The sequence below is a fragment of the Streptomyces sp. NBC_01334 genome, from assembly GCF_035983595.1.
GTDB lineage: Bacteria > Actinomycetota > Actinomycetes > Streptomycetales > Streptomycetaceae > Streptomyces > Streptomyces coriariae.
In genome coordinates this window covers 8,264,552-8,285,807 of record NZ_CP130718.1, presented here as the reverse complement: position 1 = coordinate 8,285,807, position 21,256 = coordinate 8,264,552, and the positions used below count along the sequence as shown (strand labels likewise).

At 73.1% G+C, this 21,256-nt stretch carries 18 protein-coding genes; 7 read left to right on the top strand and 11 right to left on the bottom strand.

From position 1 onward, the window contains the following. The first annotated feature begins 23 nt into the window (after window positions 1–23). The 6 genes from OG736_RS36950 (at window position 24) to OG736_RS36925 (ending at window position 8,940) form a co-directional block, all read left to right on the top strand. Entirely contained in the window at window positions 24–4,508 is a 4,485-nt protein-coding gene (locus tag OG736_RS36950) for a beta-ketoacyl synthase N-terminal-like domain-containing protein (protein ID WP_442817207.1), read from the top strand. Then, the gene (locus OG736_RS36945) at window positions 4,505–4,831 is read left to right on the top strand and encodes an acyl carrier protein (RefSeq protein WP_327186284.1); all 327 of its coding nucleotides are present in this window, start codon (window positions 4,505–4,507) and stop codon (window positions 4,829–4,831) included. Before OG736_RS36950 ends, OG736_RS36945 begins: the two co-directional genes overlap by 4 nt. Window positions 4,832–4,834: 3 nt before the next feature. Continuing rightward, entirely contained in the window at window positions 4,835–5,650 is an 816-nt protein-coding gene (locus tag OG736_RS36940) for an alpha/beta fold hydrolase (RefSeq protein ID WP_327186283.1), read from the top strand. Beyond that, complete coding sequence (locus OG736_RS36935; RefSeq protein WP_327186282.1) at window positions 5,647–6,822, top strand: glycosyltransferase; 1,176 nt, start codon at window positions 5,647–5,649, stop codon at window positions 6,820–6,822. The genes OG736_RS36940 and OG736_RS36935 overlap by 4 nt, the downstream gene beginning before the upstream one ends. Beyond that, window positions 6,819–7,886: a class I SAM-dependent methyltransferase gene (locus OG736_RS36930; protein WP_327186281.1), complete on the top strand. Its 1,068-nt coding sequence runs from the start codon at window positions 6,819–6,821 to the stop codon at window positions 7,884–7,886. Before OG736_RS36935 ends, OG736_RS36930 begins: the two co-directional genes overlap by 4 nt. A 100-nt stretch (window positions 7,887–7,986) precedes the next feature. Then, window positions 7,987–8,940 (top strand): alpha/beta hydrolase, encoded by a 954-nt coding sequence (locus tag OG736_RS36925; protein WP_327186280.1) that lies wholly within the window; start codon window positions 7,987–7,989, stop codon window positions 8,938–8,940. Between the two features lie 133 nt (window positions 8,941–9,073). Here OG736_RS36925 and OG736_RS36920 read toward each other — a convergent pair whose 3' ends face one another. From OG736_RS36920 to OG736_RS36900, 5 genes are all read right to left on the bottom strand, one after another. Beyond that, a complete protein-coding gene (locus OG736_RS36920; protein ID WP_327186279.1) occupies window positions 9,074–10,144 on the bottom strand; it encodes an Ldh family oxidoreductase in 1,071 nt (356 codons plus the stop codon). Window positions 10,145–10,163: 19 nt separating this feature from the next. Next, entirely contained in the window at window positions 10,164–11,882 is a 1,719-nt protein-coding gene (locus tag OG736_RS36915; RefSeq protein ID WP_327186278.1) for a thiamine pyrophosphate-dependent enzyme, read from the bottom strand. A gap of 13 nt (window positions 11,883–11,895) precedes the next feature. Next, window positions 11,896–12,756, bottom strand: a complete 861-nt coding sequence (locus OG736_RS36910; protein ID WP_054241279.1) for an amidohydrolase family protein — start codon at window positions 12,754–12,756, stop codon at window positions 11,896–11,898. A gap of 316 nt (window positions 12,757–13,072) precedes the next feature. Then, window positions 13,073–14,284 carry an L-2-hydroxyglutarate dehydrogenase gene (gene lhgO / locus OG736_RS36905; protein WP_327186277.1) on the bottom strand — a complete coding sequence of 404 codons (1,212 nt, stop codon included), beginning with the start codon at window positions 14,282–14,284 and terminating at the stop codon, window positions 13,073–13,075. Between the two features lie 37 nt (window positions 14,285–14,321). Next, window positions 14,322–15,770, bottom strand: coding sequence for an aldehyde dehydrogenase family protein (locus tag OG736_RS36900; protein WP_327186276.1), 1,449 nt, complete (start codon window positions 15,768–15,770; stop codon window positions 14,322–14,324). A gap of 190 nt (window positions 15,771–15,960) precedes the next feature. Here OG736_RS36900 and OG736_RS36895 point away from each other — a divergent pair, with 190 nt between their 5' ends. Next, window positions 15,961–16,254 carry a putative quinol monooxygenase gene (locus OG736_RS36895; protein WP_327186275.1) on the top strand — a complete coding sequence of 98 codons (294 nt, stop codon included), beginning with the start codon at window positions 15,961–15,963 and terminating at the stop codon, window positions 16,252–16,254. A gap of 59 nt (window positions 16,255–16,313) precedes the next feature. On the opposite strand, the gene OG736_RS36890 is transcribed toward OG736_RS36895, so the two are convergent. Genes OG736_RS36890 through OG736_RS36865 form a run of 6 tightly spaced genes read right to left on the bottom strand, consistent with a single transcriptional unit; the run spans window position 16,314 to window position 21,235 of the window. Further along, window positions 16,314–17,342, bottom strand: coding sequence for a methionine synthase II (cobalamin-independent)-like protein (locus tag OG736_RS36890; protein WP_327186274.1), 1,029 nt, complete (start codon window positions 17,340–17,342; stop codon window positions 16,314–16,316). Window positions 17,343–17,345: 3 nt separating this feature from the next. Beyond that, entirely contained in the window at window positions 17,346–17,822 is a 477-nt protein-coding gene (locus OG736_RS36885) for a GlcG/HbpS family heme-binding protein (protein WP_327186273.1), read from the bottom strand. Next, a complete protein-coding gene (locus OG736_RS36880; RefSeq protein ID WP_327186272.1) occupies window positions 17,819–18,604 on the bottom strand; it encodes an alpha/beta fold hydrolase in 786 nt (261 codons plus the stop codon). Before OG736_RS36880 ends, OG736_RS36885 begins: the two co-directional genes overlap by 4 nt. A gap of 26 nt (window positions 18,605–18,630) precedes the next feature. After that, complete coding sequence (locus tag OG736_RS36875; RefSeq protein WP_054241285.1) at window positions 18,631–19,002, bottom strand: VOC family protein; 372 nt, start codon at window positions 19,000–19,002, stop codon at window positions 18,631–18,633. After that, a complete protein-coding gene (locus OG736_RS36870; protein ID WP_327186271.1) occupies window positions 18,999–19,790 on the bottom strand; it encodes a fumarylacetoacetate hydrolase family protein in 792 nt (263 codons plus the stop codon). The genes OG736_RS36875 and OG736_RS36870 overlap by 4 nt, the downstream gene beginning before the upstream one ends. Beyond that, a complete protein-coding gene (locus OG736_RS36865; protein ID WP_327186270.1) occupies window positions 19,787–21,235 on the bottom strand; it encodes an NAD-dependent succinate-semialdehyde dehydrogenase in 1,449 nt (482 codons plus the stop codon). The genes OG736_RS36870 and OG736_RS36865 overlap by 4 nt, the downstream gene beginning before the upstream one ends. Window positions 21,236–21,256: the final 21 nt, after the last annotated feature.

Sequence of the window (21,256 nt, the reverse complement as noted above, 5' to 3'; positions counted from 1 at the left end):
ACCGGCCCGTCGCCATCGTCGGCATGGCGGTCCTGCTGCCGGGCGCCGCCGACCTGGACGCGTACTGGCGCAACCTGCGGGACGGCGTGGACGCGATCGGCGAGGTGCCCGAGGGCCGCTGGGACGCCGAGTACTACCGTCCCGGCAGCGCCTCCGAACCGGCCGTCGCGGACCGGGTGTACGCACGGCGGGGCGGGTTCGTGGACGGGCTGGCGGAGGTGGAGGTCACCCGGTTCGGGATCATGCCCCACTCGGTGGCCGGGACCGAGCCGGACCAGCTGATCGCCCTGCACGTGGCCTCGGCCGCCCTGGACGACGCGGGCGGCCCGGAGCGGCTCCCCGACCGAGGGCGCGTCGGCGTCGTCCTCGGCCGGGGCGGCTATCTCGGTCCCGGCCTGGTCCGGCTCGACCAGCGGGTCCGGACGGCCGGCCAACTCGTGCGCACGCTCGGCGAGTTGCTGCCCGACCTCACGTCCGACCAACTCGGCCGCGTACGGGCGGCGTTCACCGAGCGGCTCGGTCCGGACAGTCCCGAGTCGGCGATCGGCCTGGTGCCCAACCTCGCCGCCTCCCGGATCGCCAACCGGCTGGACCTGCGCGGCCCGGCGTACACCGTGGACGCGGCCTGCGCGTCCTCGCTGGTCGCCGTGGACCAGGCGGTGGCCGAACTCGGCTCCGGGCGCTGCGACCTGATGCTCGCGGGAGGCGTCCACCACTGCCACGACATCACGCTGTGGAGCGTCTTCTCCCAGCTCCGCGCCCTCTCCCCCAGCCAGCGCAGCCGCCCCTTCCACCGGGAAGCCGACGGCATCCTGATCGGCGAGGGGACGGGCGTCGTCGTCCTCAAGCGGCTGGCCGACGCCGAGCGCGACGGCGACCGGATCTACGCCGTGATCCGCGGCACCGGGGTGGCCAGTGACGGCCGGGCCGCGGGGCTGGTCAACCCCGACCCGAGCGGTCAGGCGCAGGCCGTCCGGCAGGCGTGGCGGGCCGCCGGTCTCGACCCGGCCGAGCACGGTTCGATCGGTCTGCTGGAGGCGCACGGCACCGCGACCCCGGCGGGTGACGCGGCCGAACTGACCACCCTCGCCGAGGTGTTCGGACCCGGCGACGGTGAAGCGGTGCTGGGGTCGGTCAAGTCGATGATCGGGCACACCATGCCCGCCGCCGGGGTGGCCGGCCTCGTCAAGGCCGCGCTCGCCGTCCACCACGGCACGCTGCTCCCGACGCTGCACTGCGACGACCCGCACCCCGCCCTGGCCCGCACCCGGTTCCGCACCCTGGAGAAGGCGGCCGACTGGGAGACCAGCGAGCGGCAGCCCGTACGCCGGGCCGCCGTCAACGCGTTCGGGTTCGGCGGGATCAACGCGCACGTGGTGCTGGAGGAGGCGCCCGGGGCCCGTGGACCCCGCGCGACCACCCCGCCCCGTCCGGTCCTGGCGGTCACCGAACCCGAGCGGGTCCTGCTGCTCGCCGCCGACTCCCCCGCGCGTCTCGCCGCCCTCCTGGACGTCGACGACCACACCGTACGGGCCGCCGGACTCGCCCCCTCGCATCCGCACCCGGCCGCGGGACCGGTCCGCCTGGGCATCGTCGACCCGACCGCGAAGCGGCTCGCCCTGGCCCGCCGCACGGTCGGCAAGCGGCGCGCCTGGCACGGCCGCAGTGACGTCTGGTTCCGGCCGAGCCCCCTGCTGGGCGCCGACCGGGGCGGACCCGCGTTCCTGTTCCCCGGCCTGGAGGGCGACTTCACTCCGCAGGTCGACGACGTGGCCGCCCACTTCGGTCTGCCCACCCTGTCCGTCGCCGGGGACCGGACCGGTGACGTGGGCCGCCACGGTTTCGGTGTGGTCGCCGTCGGCCGGCTGCTCGACGCCGCGCTGCGGCGCAGCGGGATCGTGCCGGCCGCGGTCGCCGGGCACAGCGTGGGCGAGTGGACGGCGATGGCGACGGCCGGGCTGTACTCCGGGGACGAGGTCGACGCGTTCATGGCGGACTTCGACCCCGACTCGGTATCGGTTCCGGGGCTGGCCTTCGGGGCGATCGGCGCTTCCGCCGAGCGGGTCCTGGCCGCCCTGCGGGACGGGGGCGGCGCCACGGCGGGCCTGGTGCTCTCCCACGACAACGCGCCCGGCCAGTCGATGGTGTGCGGACCGGAAGCGGCGGTCGAGGAGTTCGTACGGACCTTCCGCGCCCAGGGTGTCCTCAGCCAGGTGCTGCCGTTCCGGTCGGGCTTCCACACGCCGATGCTGGAACCGCATCTCGGCCCGATCGAGGAGGCCGCCGACCGGTTCCGGCTGTATCCGCCGCACACCCCCGTCTGGTCGGGGACGACCGCCGCGCCCTTCCCCGAGGACGAGGCGGGGATACGTTCCCTGTTCGTGCGCCATCTGCTGGAACCCGTCCGCTTCCGGCAACTGACCGAGGCGCTGTACGCGGCCGGACACCGGGTGTACGTCCAGGTCGGCCCGGGTCAGCTCGGCTCCCTCGTCGGGGACACCCTGGGCGGCCGGGACCACCTGGTCGTCGCCGCCAACTCCCCCCACCGCACGGGCCTCGCCCAGCTCCGCCGGGTGGCCACCGCGCTGTGGACGGCGGGGGCGGCGGTGGCGCCCTCCCTCGGGCCCTCTCCGACGCCTTCCTTCGGGCTCTCCCCGGCGCCCGTCGCGACCGCGCGGGCGGCGCGGCCGCCGGTGCGTCTGGACCTCGGCGGCGCCCTGGTGTCCCTCGCGCCGCAGCGGCTCACCGCACTGCGGGCCGAGCTGCGCGCGCCGGTCCGTGCGGCGGGCCCCGCCGGTCCGTCGCCGCTGGACGCCCTGGCCGGGGGTTCGCCGATGGCCGCCGAACTGTCCGCACTGCTCCACGAGACGGCGGACACCGCGGCCACCCTCATGACCGCGAGGGCCGGCGCTCCCGCGGCCGCACGGCGGACCGGCCCGTGGCACACCGGCGTCCATGTCTCCCCCGACGCCATGCCCTACCTGCTGGACCACTGCTTCTTCCCCCAGCGGCCCGGCTGGCCCGAGGTCGCCGACCGGTGGCCGGTCGTCCCGGCGACGACGATCGTGCAGCACATCGTGGCCGCGGCGGCGGACGCGGCGCGGGACTCGGCCCCCGGCACGGTGCCGGTCGCCGTGCACGGCGCGCGGTTCGAGGAGTGGCTCACCGCCACCCCCGCCGTCGACGTGCCGGTGACCGTGACATCCGAAGGCCCCGACCGGCTGGCCGTGTCCTTCGGCCCCCGGGCCCGCGCCACCGTCGAACTGGCCGCCGCCCACCCACCGCCGCCCGCCCCGTGGCCCGTCGACCCCGGCGCCGAGCGCGCCCCGGACCACACCGCCGCCCAGCTCTACGACGAGCGCTGGATGTTCCACGGCCCGGCGTTCCAGGGCGTCACCGAACTCACGGCGATCGGCGACCGCCACGTCCGCGGGGTGATCACCACCCCGGCCGCCCCCGGCGCGCTGCTGGACAACGTCGGCCAGCTCCTCGGCTACTGGATCATGGCGACCCGTACCGAGCGGACCGTCGTCTTCCCGGTCGGGATGCGGGAGATGCGCTTCCACGGACCGCATCCGGCGCCGGGGACCGAGGTGGGGTGCCTGGTGCGGATCACCTCGCTCACCGACGCCTTCCTGGAGGCCGACGTCCAGCTGACGGTCGGGGGCACGGTGTGGGCCGAGTTGTCCGGCTGGCAGGACCGCCGGTTCGACAACGACCCGAAGACCCGGCCCGTCGAGCGCTTCCCGGAGCGCCACACCCTGTCCGAGACCCGTCCGGGCGGCTGGCAGCTGCTGCACGAGCGGTGGCCTGACCTGGCGTCCCGTGAGCTGATCATGCGCAACTCCCTGGGCGGAGCGGAGCGTTCGCAGTACGCGGAGCACGCGCCGCGCGGGCGCCGGCAGTGGCTGCTGGGCCGGATCGCGGTGAAGGACGCGGTACGGCAGTGGCTGTGGGACCGGGGCGAGGGCCCGGTCTTCCCGGCCGAGCTGCGGGTGCGCAACGACGAAGTCGGGCGGCCGTACGTCACCGGCGTGCACGGGCGCGTCCTGCCTGCGCTGGACGTCTCGCTGGCCCACTGCGCGGAGGCGGGCGTCGCGATCGTCCGGCCGCACACGCCGGGCCCCGGCCCGGGGATCGACATCGAGGAGGTCACCGACCGCACCCCGCAGACCCTCGCCGCCGCCCTCGGCGAGGACGAACTACGGCTGCTGCGCGCCCTGTCGGACGGCTCCGGCGGCTCCGAGGCCCTGTGGTTCACCCGCTTCTGGGCGGCGAAGGAGGCCGTCGCCAAGGCGGAGGGCACCGGATTCGACGGCAGGCCGAGGGACTTCACGGTGCTCGACGCGACACCGGCCGGCGACCGGCTGACCGTCGCGGGCCGCCTCGAACGCGCCTACCCCGTGCACTGCGCACCGGCCGCCAACCCGCCCCGGCTGCCCGACCGTTCGTACGTGGTGGCCTGGACGACGGGACACCCGACCGCAGAGGAGTACGACGCCCGATGACACCCCCCACCCCCCACACCCCCGTCACCGCCGACGAGACGTCCGTCCTGGCCGATCTCACCGGCATGCTCACGCAACTCCTGCAGGACGAGTACGGCCTCGACGACATGGAGATCGACCTGCAGACCACCTTCAACCGCGACCTGGAGCTGGAGAGCATCGACCTGGTCACCCTGGCCGGCCTGCTCCAGGAGCGGTACGGCGACCGGGTCAACTTCGCCGAGTTCCTGGCCGGCATGGAGTTCGACGAGATCATCGAACTGACCGTCGGACGGCTCGTCGAGTACGTCGTGACGAGTCTGAAGGCCGCGGAGGCGAGCTGAGCCATGGCGATGGTCGACACCGGCTCCGTCCGGTTGCACGTACAGCGGATCGGCCCCCGGCAGGGCCGGCCGGCCACCGCCACCGTGGTCCTGGTGCACGGTCTGCTGACCGACAGCCTGGCCAGCTACTACTTCACCGTCGCCCCGGCGTTCGCGGCCGCGGGCCTCGACGTCGTCATGTACGACCTTCGGGGCCACGGCCGCAGCGAGCGCCCCACCGCGGGCTACACGCTGGACGACAACGTCGACGACCTGGAGGCGCTGCTCGACCGGCTCGGGGTGACCGGTCCGGTCCACCTGGTCGGCAACTCCTACGGCGGCACGATCGCGTTCGGCTACGCGGCCCGTCACCCCGAGCGCGCGGCGAGCGTCAGCCTCGTCGAGTCCGAACCGGCCACCGCCGCCTGGGCGGTGAAGCTCGGCGGGATCCTGGACCGGGTCGTGACCCAGCTCGCCCACAACGAGTCCGACGCGATCGCCTGGATCACCGCGAACCGCGGCCACAACACGGCCCGCCTGGCCAAGGGCGCGGCCCGGCTCGCGCGGGAGACCTCCCTCGGCCGGGACATCCCGGCCAGCCGGGTGCTGACGGACGACCGGATAGCCGCGGTGCGCTGCCCGGTGCTCGGCCTGTACGGCGCCGACTCCGACCTGGCCGAACTGGCGCCCTGGCTGCGGGCGGTGCTGCCGGACTGCCGGACCGTGGTGATCCCGGGGCATGAGCACTCGGTCCTCGTGGAGGCCTCGGGGACGGTCGGCGGGCACATCCTGTCCCTCGTCGACGAGGCCGGGCGGGTGGCGGCGGAGGCGGCGGGGTGAGCCGGTTCCTGTTCGTCGTGCCGCCGTTGGTGGGTCACGTCAACCCGGCCGTCGGCGTCGCCGCCGAACTCACCGCACGGGGCCACCGGGTGGCGTGGGCCTGCGCCGATCCGGAGCTGGTCGGCCGGCTGGCGGGCCCGGGGGCCGGGGCGGTGTTCGCCTGCGGCGGGGCGCCGCCCGGTGAGCGGCCCGCCGACCTGCGCGGTCCGCAGGCCCTGAAGTTCCTGTGGGAGTGGTACCTGCTGCCGCTCGCCGAGGCGATGGCGCCGGGTGTGCGGGCGGCCGTCGAGGAGTTCCGGCCGGACGTCGTCGTCGCCGACCAGCAGGCCTTCGCCGGCGCGCTGGTCGCGGAGCGGCTGGGCCTGCCGTGGGCGACCTCTGCGACCACCTCGGCCGAGTTCACGGACCCCCTCGCCGGGCTGCCCAAGGTCGGGGAGTGGCTCGACCGGCGGCTGGCCGCACTGCGGTCCGCGATCGGCGATCCGGCGGGCGTCGCCGATCCGCGCTTCTCGCCGCATCTCGTCCTGGCCTTCAGCACACCGGAGTTGGCGGGCGACGCGCACGAGGGCGTGCGCTGGGTGGGCCCGTCGATCACGGCCCGGCCGTCCGCCGCCGGCTTCCCCTGGGAGTGGCTCGACGGCGGCCGCGCCACCGTGCTGGTCACGCTCGGCACCGCGAACACCGACGTCGGCGGGCGGTTCCTCGAGGTCTGCCGGGATGTGCTGCTGGAGCGGGCCGACCGGGTGCAGGGCGTGATCGTCGACCCGGGCGGCACGCTGGAGCCGCGGGGCGGCGACAAGGACGTGCTGATCCTGCCGTCGATACCTCAACTCGCCCTGCTGGAAAGGCTGGAGAGGGGGACCGGAGCGGTGGTCTGCCATGCCGGGCACAACAGCGTGTGCGAGGCCCTGTGGCACGGGGTCCCGCTGGTCGTGGCCCCGATCCGCGACGACCAGCCGGTCGTGGCCGGGCAGGTCACCGACGCGGGAGCCGGGGTGCGGGTGCGGTTCGGCCGGGTCACCGCGCGGCAGCTGGGCGCGGCCGTCGACTCCGTGCTGGACGAGCCCGGACACCGCGCCGCCGCCGACCGGATCCGTACGGCGTTCCGCGCCGCGGGCGGTTCGTCCGCCGCCGCGACCCATCTCGAAGACCTGGCCAGGGAGTTCAGATGAGCGAAGAGAGCAAGCCCGCCGAGCGGATCGCCGCAGCGCGTCCCGCCTACCGGGCGGACATCGCCGCCGGCCTGGACCGCTTCTTCGAGCCCCGCCGCACCACCTGCCCGTGGTGCGGCTCGGCGGCGCTGACCACCCGGCTGCGCACCACCGACCTGCTCCAGCACAAGCCGGGCCGCTTCGTCCTGGACCGCTGCGAGGGCTGCGGGCACACCTTCCAGAACCCGCGGCTGAGCGCCGAGGGCCTGGAGTTCTACTACCGGGACTTCTACGACGGGCTGGGCGAGAAGAAGCTCGGGGACACCTTCGGGGGCCGGACGAAGATGTACCGGGGGCGGGCCGGGTCCATGCTGGCGCACGACCCCGCGCCGAAGACCTGGCTGGACGTCGGCACCGGGCACGGTCACTTCTGCGCGGCCGCCCGGGAGGTGCTGCCCGGGACGACGTTCGACGGGCTGGACTTCACCGACGGCGTCGAACTCGCCGAGCGGGAGGGCCGGGTGGCACACGGCTACCGGGGCGCGTTCCCCGAGCTGGCACCCGAACTCGTCGCCCGCTACGACGTGGTGAGCATGTTCCACTACCTGGAGCACAGCACCGACCCCGACCGCGAACTGCGCGCCGCGCACGGGACGGTGCGGCCCGGCGGCCACCTCCTCATCGAGGTGCCGGACCCCGAGAGCCGCTACGCGCGGCTGCTGGGCCGCTGGTGGCTGCCCTGGCTCCAGCCGCAGCACCTGCACTTCGTGCCGGTGGCCAATCTGCGGGAACGGCTCACGCGGCTGGGCTTCACGGTGGTGGCGGAGCAGCACGCCGAGCCGCACGACCCGGTCGACCTGCTGGCCGCCGTATGGCTGGCGCTGGACCACGCGGCGCCGCGCGACGACGCGCCGTGGCTGCCCGAGCCGCCGGGCGCGCTGCGCCGCACGCTGCGCGGGGCGCTGCTGGTCGCCGGGATCCCGGCGCTGATCGCGGGCACCCTGCTCGACCGGTTCGCGGTGCGTCCGCTCTCGCACCGGCTCGGCGTGTCCAACGCGTACCGGATCGTGGCCCGGCGCGACTGACGGACCGGTGCGCGCGCGGGTCCCGCCGTGCTAGCTTCGCCCCGTTCTCTTCAACAGGAATCCTGATGATCGACGGCACGGCTCGACGAACGGAACGCGCATGTCCCTCCTGGCCAGACCGGCGGTGGCCGCCCTCGCCGCCAAGACGATGCAGGGCCTCACCGGGCTGGCGGGCCGCCGTTCCGGCGGCCCCGGCTCCACCGCCGACGGGCAGGCCCGTTTCCCGGAGTACCCGCGCACGGTGCGTGAGCTGACGGTGCCGACCTCCGTCGCCCCGGCACAGGTCACGGTGTACTCACCCCCGGCCGGGACGGCGACGCCCGCGCCCGTCCACGTCAACTTCCACGGTGGCGGCTACGTCGTGTCGATGCCGGAACTCGACGACGGGCTCTGCCGGTGGCTGGCCGCCGAAGCGGGGGTGGTCGTGGTCAACGTGAAGTACGTCGTCGCCCCGCAGCACCCGTTCCCGGCCCCGCCGACGCAGGCCTTCGATGTGGTGCGCTGGGTCGCCGAGCACGGCGCGGAGCACGGCTGGGACGGCGGGCGGCTCACCGTGGGCGGACAGAGCGCGGGCGGCGGACTCACGGCGGCCGTGGCCCGCCAGGCCCTGGAACAGGGAGGACCCGCGATCGCCCTCCAGGTGCTGCACTATCCGCCGCTGGACCTCGCGACCAGCGCGAAGGACAAGAAGGCGGCGGTCGCCAAGCCCATGCTGCGGCCCTGGATGGCCGAGATCTTCGACACCTCGTACGTGCCGGATCCGCGCGAGCGCGCCCACCGGCTCGTCTCGCCCGCCCATGCCTCCGACACCGCCGACCTGACGGGCATCGCCCCGGCGCTGGTCATCACGGCCGAGTACGACCTGCTCAGGAACGAGGCGGTGCGGTACGCGGAGCGGCTGGGCGCGGCCGGTGCCCTCGTCGAGCACCATGACCTCGCCGGAGCCGACCACGGCTACGACACCAAGGACGACGAAAGGGCCCGGACCACCTACGCGCTGATCGCCCGTCATCTTCGACGGGCGACCGACGCCGGGACATCGCAGGCCCCTTGAGGACACGAGGGGGCGGGAGGGCGCGTCCGCCGCACCGGACGCCACCCGGGTGGCCCGAAGGCGTCGTCCGCCGCACCGGCGCGACCCGGCCACCCGCCCGCCCCGGATCGTCGCCCCGGGCCGCCGCCGGCAGCTATCCAGCGGCTTCCGGCAGGGCGACACCCAGCTTCCCGGCGCGCTCGGTCAGGTCGCGCCACACCTTCGGCGCCACCGGGACGCCCTTCTCCCCGCGGCCGGCGGCCACGGCGGCACTGCGCTCGCCCGGGTAGAACACGCCCTGCGCGCCGTCCGCGACCGGCAGGCCCTTGAGCGTGTCCAGCGTGGCGTCCACGGACTCGGCGAAGGCGTCCGCGCCCCCGAAGGCGGCCGGGTCCACGGCGATGAGCAGGGCGTTCTGGCGGTGCTCACGGCCCGCCGGGTCGTCCGAGTGGAACGACGCGAGGATCGGCGCCCCCACGAGCACGCTGGTCAGCAGCTCGAAGGCGAGGGACATGCCGGAGCCCTTCGCCCCGCCGAGCGGGAGCGGCATGACCGCCTTCTCCGGATCGGTGGTCGGGGTGCCGTCCTCGGTGGCGGCCGCACCTTCCGGCAGCGGGGTGCCGCTCGCCTTCGCCTGCCGGATCCTGCCGAGCGCGATGGTGGCGGTGGCCATGTCCAGGAGCAGCGGCGCGTGCGCCGACGAGGAGGCGGTGGGGACGGCGATGGCGAGCGGGCTGGTGGCGACCGCCGCTCCCCTGACGCCGGTGTAGCCCATGTTCGGCATCCCGGCGACGAAGCCGATGCCGACCAGGCCCTGCTCGGCGATCTTCGACACGTAGTAGCCGATCGCGCCGGTGTGCACCGTGCGGCGTACGCCCACCGCGGCGATGCCGGTCGTCCGTGCCCTGGTCACGGCCTCGTCGGCCGCCGCGCCGAGGGCCACCGGGCCGGGGGCGCGGTCGGCGTCCAGGACGGCCGCGGCCGGGGTGGTGGACTCGACCGTGATCCGGGCGTCGGCGTTGGCGACGCCCTTCTCCAGCAGGTCCAGGTAGGCGGGGACCCGGGCGATGCCGTGCGAGTCGACGCCGCGCAGCGCGGCCCAGACGAACACGTCGGCGGTGGTGCGGGCGTGTTCGGCGCTCAGACCGCCCTTCTCGAGGAGGGCCGCGGAGAAGGTGCGCAGGTCCTCTGCAGGCACCAGGGTCTTCGTGGGTGGGGTGGACATGGTGGCGGTGCCTCCTGGTTCAGCGGGTGACGAGGACGTCGACGACGGCGGTGGTGCCCTCCGCCACGGCCTTGAGGGCGCGCTCGAGGGCGGGCCCGAGCGCCTGTGAGGTGTCGACGGTCTCGGTGTGCATGCCGAACGGCTCGGCGAACTGGGCCAGTCGGGGCAGGCGGTGCAGGTCGGTGCCGAGCCATTCACCGGTCTCGGCGGCCGCTCCGTCGGGGTAGAACCTGCGGTGGTTGAGGTTCATCGACTTGTAGACGCGGTTGTTGAACACCACGATGAGCAGGGGGAGTTCGTACGCCTTGCTCGCGTCGTACGACGGGACGACCGGGTTGTAGGTGAACGCGCCGTCGCCGATGGTGAGGACCACCGGCCGTTCCCCGGCGGCGAGTTTGACGCCGAGCGCGACCGCGATGCCCTGGCCGAGGCCGCCCTGCACGTAGAAGTACGAGTCGGGGTCGGCCGTGCGCAGGTGCCGCTTGACGACGCGGCTGTGGGTGATGGTCTCGTCGACGACGATGCCGTCCGCGCCGTCGAGCAGCTCGCGCAGCGTGGCGGCGACCAGCACCGGGTCGACGCCCTCGGTCTGCCGCTGCGTCTTGGCCCTGGTCTCGGCGTCGGCGACGGCGGCCTGCTCGGCGGCGTGCCGCTCGTCCTGCGCGGTGCGCCGTACGGCGACGGCGGCCTCGTCGAGACCTTTCGCCCGCTTGGCGAGCTGGCGCAGCGTGTTGGCGACGTTGCCCTCCAGGTACTTGTCCGCGAACAGGACCTGGTAGACGACGTGCGGACGTTGTGGCACCTCGTCGATGACGACGACCTGTGCCTTCGTGGGGCGGCGCGACGGCGGGTAGAACGGGGCACGGCAGTTCACGAGGAGGATGAGGTCCGCCTCGTCCATCCACGGGCCGATGTCGCTGCCGGCGTGCAGCGGGTGGGTGCGCGGGAAGTTGCCGCACACCGCGGAGTCCGGTTCGACGACCGGGATGCTCCAGGCCTCGGCGAAGGCGACGAGGGCCTCGAAGCCGCCCGCCTCACGGCCGGCGGTCTCGGTGACGATCACCGGGTTCCTCGCCTCGCGGATCAGCTGGGCGACCGGGTCGACCTCCTCGGGCGAGCTGTGCGTGCAGCCCGGCGGCACGATGGGCTTGGCCTCGCGGCCGTCCCAGTCGTCCAGCAGGATCTCCAGCGGGATGTTCAGGTACGCCGGGCCGGCCGGGGCCCGCCAGGCCAGCTCGGCCGCCCGCGTGACCATGGTGGGCAGCGTGTGGACACTGGCGGCCTCGGTGGACCACTTGGTGAACGGAGTCGCGACGCCGTGCGGGCCGCCCACGATGGACAGGTTCCGGTACCACTGGCCGCCCGGGTCCTGCCCCGGGCCGTCACCGTAGGTGGTCGACTCCGAGGAGCTGACGACCATCGGGACGCCGGCGAGCAGCGCCCCGTGGACGGCCATCGAGCCCTGGAGCAGGCCGGGGGCCGCGTGCAGCAGCACGCCCTGCGGCCGGCGGCTGACCAGGCCGTAGCCGGTGGCCATGCCCACGGCGACGGTCTCGTGGGTCAGGTCCAGGTACCGCGGGCAGGGCAGTCCGTCCCGGTGGCGCCGGGCGAGGGACTCCCATACCGGGGCCCACTCGGACCCGGAGGAGCAGAACAGGTAGTCGGCGCCGACGGCGTTGAAGGCGGTGACGAGCGCGTCTCCGCCGTCGGTGCCCGGTGCGGTGGTGGTGTCGGTCATCTCGCGTGGTTCCTCAGCCCTCGATCGGCCAGTTCAGGACCTCGGAGATACCGCGGCCCATGATCCACTCCAGCTCCTCGGGCGTGAAGTCCCAGTGCTTGGTGAACTGCTCGATGGTGTCGGTGTAGGTGATGCCGTGGCCCAGCAGGCGGGTGATGTCGGTGCCGTAGAAGCAGCGCTGCGGGCCCATCTTGTCGACCATCTCGCGCACGTACTTCTGGATGTTGTTGTTCGGGAACGGCTGCGTCGAGTAGCCGGGCAGCGCGGACACCTTGACGTAGATGTTCGGGTGGGCCGCGAGGTCCGCGGTCTCCGCGACCCAGTATCCGATCGCGTCGTCGACACAGCGGGCCATGATGCCCATGTGGTCGATGATGATCTTCAGCTCAGGGTGCTTGGCGGCGATCTCGCCGAGCTCACGCTTCCAGATCGGGGCGTGCACCATGGTGGGGATGCCGAGCTCCGCGGCGACGGGCCAGTACCAGTCGTTGGTGCCGTCGATCATCCAGTTGCGGTCCTGCGGCCGGTGGAAGGTCAGTCGCGTGCCCTTGATGTGCGGGTTCTGCGCGAAGTCCTTCAGCATGGCCTTGCCCTCTTCGGGCTTGTTCTGCGGGATGCGGGCCATGATGCCGAAGCGGTCCGGGTGCGCCTCGCAGGCCTCCAGGGCGTAGTCGATGCGGTCGCCCTCCCAGGACGGCGGCAGGATCAGGGCGCGGTTCACGCCGGCCTCGTCCATCAGCTCGAGGGCCTCCTCGTAGGAGAAGGGGTCCTCGCGGTGGCCGTTGAGGCGGATCCGCTCCCGGGCGCCCGGGACCCAGGGGCGGTCCGGGGTCTCTTCCAGCCAGATGTGGATCTGCGTGTCGACGACGAACATGTCCCGTACTTCTTTCTCTCGGTGGGGCACGTGGTGAGGCGTTGCGGAGGGAACGCTAGGGGGCCGCAACGGCCTTGCGGAGCCTCTGGGAGCGCAAGCTGTTGTTGCGTGAAAGTGCGCTGTTCGCAGGGCACTTTCAGGTTGCGCGAGCGGTCGTCGAAAGCGGTTTCCGCGCCGGTTGCGCAACCGGTTGCGCAGCAGGCTTCCCGGCCGGTTGCGCAACCGGTTTCTCCGCCTGTTGCGGCGGCCTGTTGCACAACCGGTTTCTCGGCCTGCTCCTCAGCCAGCGTCGGCGGCCTGTTTCCCGGCCTGTTTCTCAGCTGTTGCCGGGAGCGCGGTCGAAAGCGGCTTCGACGATGTGCTCGGCGATCGCCATGGAGGCCGTCGCGGCCGGCGAGGGCGCGTTGCGGACGGCGGTGACCCGGCCCACCCGATGGATACGGAAGTCGTCCACGAGGGTGCCGTCCCGGTCCAGGGCCTGGGCGCGCACACCCGCGCCGCCGCGTACGACGTCCTGGACGCCGACCGCGGGAACGTACAGCTTGGCGTCCTTCATGAAGGCCGCCGCCGAGAACGACCCGCGGTACTCCTTGACGCCGGTGCGCCAGTGCTGTGCCGCCATCTTCCAGACGCCGGGGTAGGCGGCGAGGCCGAGCAGGTCCTTCGGCGAGATCCGGGTGCGGGTGTACCCCTCCCTGGCCAGGGCCAGGACCGCGTTGGGGCCGACCTCCACCGAGCCGTCGACGCGGGGCGTGAAGTGGACGCCGAGGAACGGGTAACGGGGGTCCGGCACCGGGTAGATCAGGCCCCGCACCAGGTCCGTCTTCTCCGGCCTGAGCAGCATGTACTCGCCCCGGAACGGGACGATCCGCGGCTCCCGCCGGTCCTGCGCGAGGCCGGCCACGGTGTCGGAGTGCAGGCCCGCGCACAGGATCAGCCGGTCCACCCGCTCGCGCCGCGGTCCGGAGGCCACCTCGATGCCGCCGGGCACCTCGGTGAGGGAGGTGACCGGGAAGCCCGTCCGCACCTCTCCCCCGGAGCCGGCCACGTCCTCGGCGAAGGCGCGGGCGATCGCCGGGTAGTCGGTGATCGCGGTGCGCGGGGAGTACAGGGCCGCGACACCGCCGGCGTTCGGCTCGATCTCCCGGATCTCCTCGCGGGAGACCTTCCGCAGATCGGGCACATGGTTGTTCCTGGCCCGGTCGTACAGGGCGTTCATCCGACCGAGCTCGTCCTCGCGGACCGCCACGACCAGTTTGCCGATCTCGCGGTACGGCAGCTCGCGGTCCTCGCAGTACGCGCGGAGCAGTGCCACGCCCCGTACCGTCAGCTCGGCCTTGAGGCTGCCTGGCGTGTAGTAGATGCCGGCGTGCACGACGCCCGAGTTGTGGCCGGTCTGGTGGAGCGCGACCTCCCGCTCCTTCTCGAAGACCACGACCCGGGTGCCGGGCCTGCTCAGGGCGATCTCGCGGGCCGTGGCCAGACCCACGATCCCGGCGCCGACGATGCCGATCGTCTCGTCAGCCATCGGCACCTCCTCTCTCTGTAGTCGCTGCTCACGATCGTCAGCCGCCGAAGTGCACGGCGACCGTCTTGACCCGCGTGGAGAAGCGCAGGACTTCCTCTCCCTGCTCCTTGTAGGCCGTGCCCGAGTCGTGGAACCCGCCGAAGGGCAGGTGGACGTCCCAGCCGGTGGTGGTGGAGTTGACCGCGACCTGTCCGCACTCGGCCTCGTCGGCGAAACGGTGGGCGCAGGTCAGGTCGCGGGTGAAGACGGCGGCGGCGAGGCCGAAGCCGGAGTCGTTGACCGCCTCGACGGCCTCGTCGAAGCCGTCGACCGCGCGCAGGACGAGGACCGGCCCGAAGACCTCCTCACGCCAGATCGCCGCCTCCGGGGTGACGTCCCCGAGCACGGTCGGCTGCACGTAGCAGCCGTGGGCTCGCTCGCCGTCGGTGTCCGCGTGGCCGCCGGTGAGGACGGTGGCGCCCTGCTCGACCGCACCGGCCAGGTCGGCGAGGACGCTGTCGCGCTGCCTGGGACTGGACAACGGGCACAGGGTGGTCGCCGGGTCGCTGCCCGGGCCGACCTTCAGCTCCTCGACCTCGGCGACCAGCAGTCGGGTGAACTCCTCGTACACCGCCCGCTCGACGACGACCCGGCTGGTGGCGGTGCACCGCTGGCCCGCCTGCCCGAACGAAGCCGCCACGACGGCCTTCGCGGCGGCGGGCAGATCGGCGTCCTTCAACACCACCGAGGCATTCTTGCCGCCCAACTCGCCCTGGAAACGCACGTTGCGGTCGGCGAGACGGCGACGGATACGGTTTCCGACGGTGTTGGAGCCGGTGAAGGTGATGCCGACGATCCGCGGGTCGTCGAGGAGGGCCTCCTCGATCTCGGCGGTCCGGCCGGTCACCACGTTCAGCACGCCCGCCGGCAGGCCGGCGTCGTGCAGGGCGCGGGCGAAGTGCAGGCCGGAGACCGGGGTCTCGGTGGCCGGCTTGAACACGGCCGCGTTGCCGGTCGCGAGCAGCGGGGCGAGCTTGCGGGCGGGCGTGATCAGCGGGTCGTTCCAGGGGCTGATCACCAGGATCACGCCGATCGGCTCGCGCTGGGTGTGGGTGCGGTGGTTCGGCCGTACGTCGTGCAGGAGGGTGCCGTAGCCCTGGCGGGCGAGACCGGCGTAGTACTCCAGGAAGTCGGCGGACTTGAGGGTCTCGCCGGTCGCCTCGGTCAGGGTCTTGCCGTTCTCCGCCGTCACGTCGGCGGCGATCTCCTCGACCCGTTCGCGGATCAGCCGGGCCGCGTCGGTGAAGATCCTGGCCCGCTCGAAGGGGCTGGTGCGCTTCCAGAGCGCGAACCCGCGCTCGGCGTGGTCGAAGGCGCGGGTGACGTCCTTGGCCGTGAGGGCCGGAACGCGGGCGACGGGGGTACGGACGTCGGCGGGGTCGAGGACGTCGATCCATTCGGCGCTCGCCACCCACTCCCCGCCCACGAGGGTTTCCAGGGTACGCATCTCGGGTCACTTCCTTTGTCGGCCAGGGTGCGGACTGTGACGACACACCACGTCAGGGCGGTGCCGCCAGCCCTGTGGCAGCAGGCATTGATTGCGCCGCGCGCGGGTGGTCGCAGACCTGATCCATGCTGGAATCGGCAGGCCGGAGGCCTGACAGCGGTCTCCGCCGACCCACCGAGGAGAACCGGACATGCCCTACGCCGTCGTCGCCCACTACCGCTGCGCCCCCGCCGACGAGAGCGCCGTGCGCGCCGCGCTCCTCCAGGTGCGCGAGCACACCCGTGCCGAGCCGGCGAACGAGGGGTACGAGGTGCACGCGGTCGAGGGGCAGCCCGGTGGATTCCTGTTGTACGAGCGGTACGCCGACCGGGCCGGGTTCGAGGCGCACAAGGCGGCCGAGCACTTCCAGAAGCTGATCGTGGCCACCGTGTGGCCGCTGCTGACGGACCGGACGGTCACCTTCGCCGAGGCGCTGCAGGGCTAGGTCGTGTACGCCCCGGGCCGGGCAACTCCCGTGAGTTGCCCGGCCCTTGTCCGCTGCTGTCAGAACTCGTTGCCCCACACGTAGCGGGCGACCGTCTCCACCAGCACGAGCTTCCTGCGCTGCTCCTCCGTGGTCAGCAGCGGCCGGCTCGCCACGTCGGCGAAGCCCCGGGACGGCGACACCGCCGCGTCCTCGAGGTCCTTGAACTCGCCGGCGGCGTCGATGCGGGCCATCACCGTGTCGATGGCCTCGAGTTCGGGCACGGTCGCGTCGACCACGCCCAGGCAGACGTCCCGGTCCTCCGGCAGCGCCCGGACGAGGTCCAGCTCGGCGTCGGTGCCCTGGTCGAAGGGCAGGATCCAGCGGTCGGCCGGTACCGCGCCGTACAGCCGCTCGGCACGCGCCCGGTCCACGGCCCCGGGGGCGGCGAAGCCGGGGGCGACCCCGATCCGTACGCCCTCGGGACGCGTCTCCAGCCGTACCGCGAGGGCCTCGACGGCGAGGGCGTCCTCGAAGGACAGCGCGCCCGGGTCGGCCGGGTCCGTCGCCAACTGGCCCAGCAAGAGAGGGTTGTTGAGCTGGACCAGGCGTACGCCCTTCGCCACCAGCAGCTCGATCTCGGCCTGGATGATCTCCGCGAGGGCCTCGCCCAGTTCGCGTGCGGAGGACACCCCGAGGCCGGGGCGGTAGGTGGTCGCGGCGAGGTAGGCCGGGGAGGGCAGGGACACCTTCGGCGCGATCACCGTCAGCGCGGTGAGCCGGTCGGCCACGTCGGCGAGCAGCGGGCCGTTCGCCTTGGGCAGGGACTCGGCGACCCAGCCGACCAGTCCGTCCGCACCGGCCTCGTCGGTGCGGCGGAACCCGGTCACGGCGTCGAGGACGGCTCCGCGGAAGTCCTCGCGGGGGAAGTCGCCGTCGGTGACGACGGTAGAGCGGAGCCTGCGCTGGAAGACGACCGCCTCCTCGACCGCCTTGCGTTCGGCGGCCGCCCGGGCCTCCGGGTCGCCGGCCGCACGGGCGGCGACCAGCTCGGCGGGACGCACCAGGCTGCCGTGGTGGTCGATGCGGTAGTTGAACGTGTCCGCCATGGGTCACGCGTCCTTTCCGGGCCCGGCCGGGCCGCCCGCGACGCCCCAGGCGGCGAACTCCAGCTCGTAGCCGAGGGAGGCGAGCACCTCGTCGGCGATGGTCTGGTCCTCGTCCGCGGTGCCGCCGGCGATGCCGAGGCCGCCGATGATCTCACCGTCCTTCTTGATGGTGACGCTGCCCTCGGTGGCCATGATCGGCATTGCCGCGCCCGGCAGTTGGGAGAGCTGGGCGAAGAAGACGGGCTGGCTCTCCTGCCACTTCCTCAGCATCTTGCCGGGCCGCTGCATGACGGCCGCGGTGTACGCCTTGGCGCGGGCGATGTCCGGGGTGAGGGGGCGGGCCCCGTCCGGGCGGCGGATGGCGATGGGGAAGCCGCCGGCGTCCACGACGGCGACGCTCACCGCCTTGCCCACGGCCCGGGCCCGCTGGGTGGCGGCCTCGATGATCTCCTCGGCGGCGGCCAGGGTCAGGCTGCTCATACGGCTTCCTTCGGTGCGGTGAGGGTGCGGCGCAGACGGGCGACGGCCTCGTTGTAGGCCTGGGGCGTCTCCCAGTACATGGAGTGCGGGGCGCCCGGGACGATCTCCAGGTGCGATCCGGCGAGCAGTTCGTGGGCCCGGGTCACCGTCTTGACGCTCAGCACGGCGTCCTTCTCGCCCGCGAGGAAGGCGACCTTGACGCCCGAGGCCTCGATCTCCTCCAGGGAGGGGCCGTTGGTGTCGAGGTTGCGCAGGTCCTGCATCCTGGCGACGTTGAAGGTGCCCATCTGCTGGAACAGGAAGGTGAGGTCGGCGCGGTCCCGCTGGAAGGGCTTGGTCAACAGCCTGTCGATGACGGGGAGTTTGACCGCCTCGGCGCGGTCGGCGGCGGCCAGCTCCTTGAGCTCCGGGTGGCTGATGCCGCCGAGGGAGTGGCCGAGGACGACGCAGGAGACGCGTTCGGGGCGCAGCAGGCCGGCGCGCAGGGCGGCGACGGAGCCGATGGACTGGCCGACCAGCATGACGTCGGTCAGGTCCTCCTGGTCGAGGACGGCGACGACGTCACCGGGGAAGTCCTGGCCGTCGAACTCGGGCATGGACGAGTCCGACCTGCCGAAGCCGCGCAGGTCGACGGTGACGACGGTGAACTCGTCGCGCAGGGCGGCGACCTGCTGCCACCAGGCGGCGTGGTGGCCGCCGCTGCCGTGCACGAACAGGATCGCCGGACCGCTGCCGTGGCGCTCGTAGTAGAGGGAGGTGCCGTCGGAGTCGGCGAGAGGCATGGGATGTAACTCCTCAGCGGGGGCGCTCAGTCGCGGCGCTTGGCGTGGTGAACGATCTCGATCATGGTGTGGTCGGGGTCGTGGATGTAGCAGAACTTCGACTGGTTCTCGGGGCGCTCGATGGTCCGGGTGTGCCGGATGCCCAGCTCGTCGAGGTGGGCGAGGAAGTCGTCCCAGTCGTCGACCTCGACGGCGAAGTGATAGGGCGCCATGCGCTCCATCTCCTCGACGGGGGTGAAGTGGAGGTCGAAGTTGCCGCGGGTCATGAGGACGACCCGGGTGTTGGACTTGGGCATGATCCGCTTCATGCCGAAGACCTTCGTGTACCACTCGGCGGTGCGGTCGGAGTCGGTGGTGGGGAAGTTGACGTGGTGGATGTAGCGGGGTTCCGCGCTCATGACTGATGGTTCCCTTCGAGGTGAACGGGGTTGGACAGCACACCGATGCCGCTGATCTCGACCTCCACGGTGTCCCCGGGCTCGATCCCGCAGGTCGACTCGGCGCCCATCCACAGCACGTCCCCGGGCCGCATGGTGATGTGCCGGGTGATCTCGACGATGAAGTCGAAGGGGTCGAAGACCATGTCGCCGGTGGGGAACGAGGCCCGCTCCACGCCGTCGACCCGCAGGGTGGTCGTCTGTGCCAGGGCGTCGACGTCGGTCTCGATCCACGGCCCCATCGGCTTGAAGGTGTCGCTGTTCTTGCTGCGCCAGAAGGTGCGGTCCCGGTGCTGCCAGGTGCGGGCACTGACGTCGTTGCCGATGGTCCAGCCGAAGACCGCCGTGCGGGCCTCCTCGTAGGAGGCGCGCCGGATCGTGCGGCCGATGACGGCGACGAGTTCGGGCTCGGCCTCGAACCGCCCCTCGACCTCCGCGGGCTTCACGATCGGTGAACGGTGCCCGGTGAGCGCGTTGTTGGCGCGGTAGCCGACCTCCGGACGGTCCGGCAGGACGGCGGCCGGATTGCCGAGCCGGGCCGCGTGCTCGATGTGCCGGGGGTAGTTCAGTCCGACCGCGTAGAACACGGGCGGGACGACGGGCGGCAGCCAGTCGGCCGTGTCGCGCCGGACGGTCCCGACGACTTCGGGATCGCCTTCCAGGGGGGAGCCGGACAGCAGCTCGACGTCCGTCTCCCCCACGCGGCCCCACCGCGCCCGTCCGTCGACCGAGAGTCGCGCGTACCTCATGGCGCCAGCTGGTGCGAGACGCGCTTGGTGACCAGGTAGGCGTCCAGTGCCTCGGGCCCGCCCTCCCGGCCGTATCCGCTGTCCTTGACGCCGCCGGAGGGCGCCTCGTGGACGGAGCCGCCGCAGTGGTTGAGGGAGAGGATCCCGGCCTCCAGCTCGGCGGACAGCTTCTCGGCGGTCGCGGCGGAGTCGGTGAAGCCGTAGGCGGCGAGGCCGTACGGCAGCGCGTTCGCGATGTCGAGGGCCTCGTCGAGGTCGCTGAACGGCACGATCGGCGCGATCGGCCCGAACGGCTCCTCGTGCAGCAGTTCCGCGTCCTCGGGTACGTCGGTCAGGACGGTCGGCGCGAAGAAGTATCCGGGCCGGTCGGGCCGTTCGCCGCCGGTGAGGACCTTGGCGCCGCGCGCGACCGCGTCGGCGGTGAGCCGCTCCAGGGACTTCAGCCGGCGTTCGTTGGCCAGCGGGCCCATGGTGGTGCCGGGCTCGAGGCCGTCACCGACGACCACCGCCTCGGCGGCCTTCACGAACTCGGCGGTGAACTCCGCCACGAGGCTCTCGTGGACGAGGAAGCGACTCGGCGAGGTGCAGACCTGGCCGGCGTTGACGAACTTCGCCCGGGCGGCCTTGCGGGCGGCCCGCACCGGGTCGGCGTCCGCGCAGACGATCACCGGGGCATGACCGCCGAGTTCCATCAGCGACGGCTTCATGACCTGGCCGGCCTGCGCGGCCAGCAGCTTTCCGACCGGCACCGAGCCGGTGAAGGCGACCAGCCGGACCAGCGGTGAGGCGATCAGGTGGGCGGAGACCTCGGCGGGCTCACCGAAGACGAGGTTCAGCACACCGGCCGGGAGCCCCGCGTCGGTGAAGCAGCGCGCCAGTTCCATGGCGGTCGCCGGGGTCTCCTCGGAGGCCTTGAGGACGATCGAGCAGCCGGCGGCGAGCGCGGCGGAGATCTTGCGCATCGGGCCGCCCGCCGGGAAGTTCCACGGCACGAAGGCGGCGACCGGGCCGATCGGCTCACGGCGGACGGTCAGTACCGTGCCGGGCTCGGCCGGGATGATCCGGCCGTAGGCGCGGCGGGCGTCGTCGGCGTGCCAGCGCAGGGTGCCGGCCACCCGGCGGGCCTCGCCGGTCGCCTCCGCGAGCGGTTTGCCCTGCTCCAGGGTCATGATCCGCCCGACCTCGGCGGCGCGCTCGGTGAGCAGGCCGGCGGCGGCGTGCAGGATCTCGGTGCGCTCGGCCACGGGCGTCGCGCGCCACACCTTGAAGCCGGCCGCGGCGGCTTCGAGCGCGCGGTCGAGGTCGGCGGGGTCGGCCAGGGGTACTTCCCCGATCACCTCCTCGGTGGCCGGGTTCACGATCGGGGCGGTACGTCCGGTGCCGCCCTGGCACCACTCGCCCGCGATGTGGAGGCGGACGGCGGGGTAGCCGTGGTCGGTGGTCATGGGTGGGTGCCCTCTCAGGCT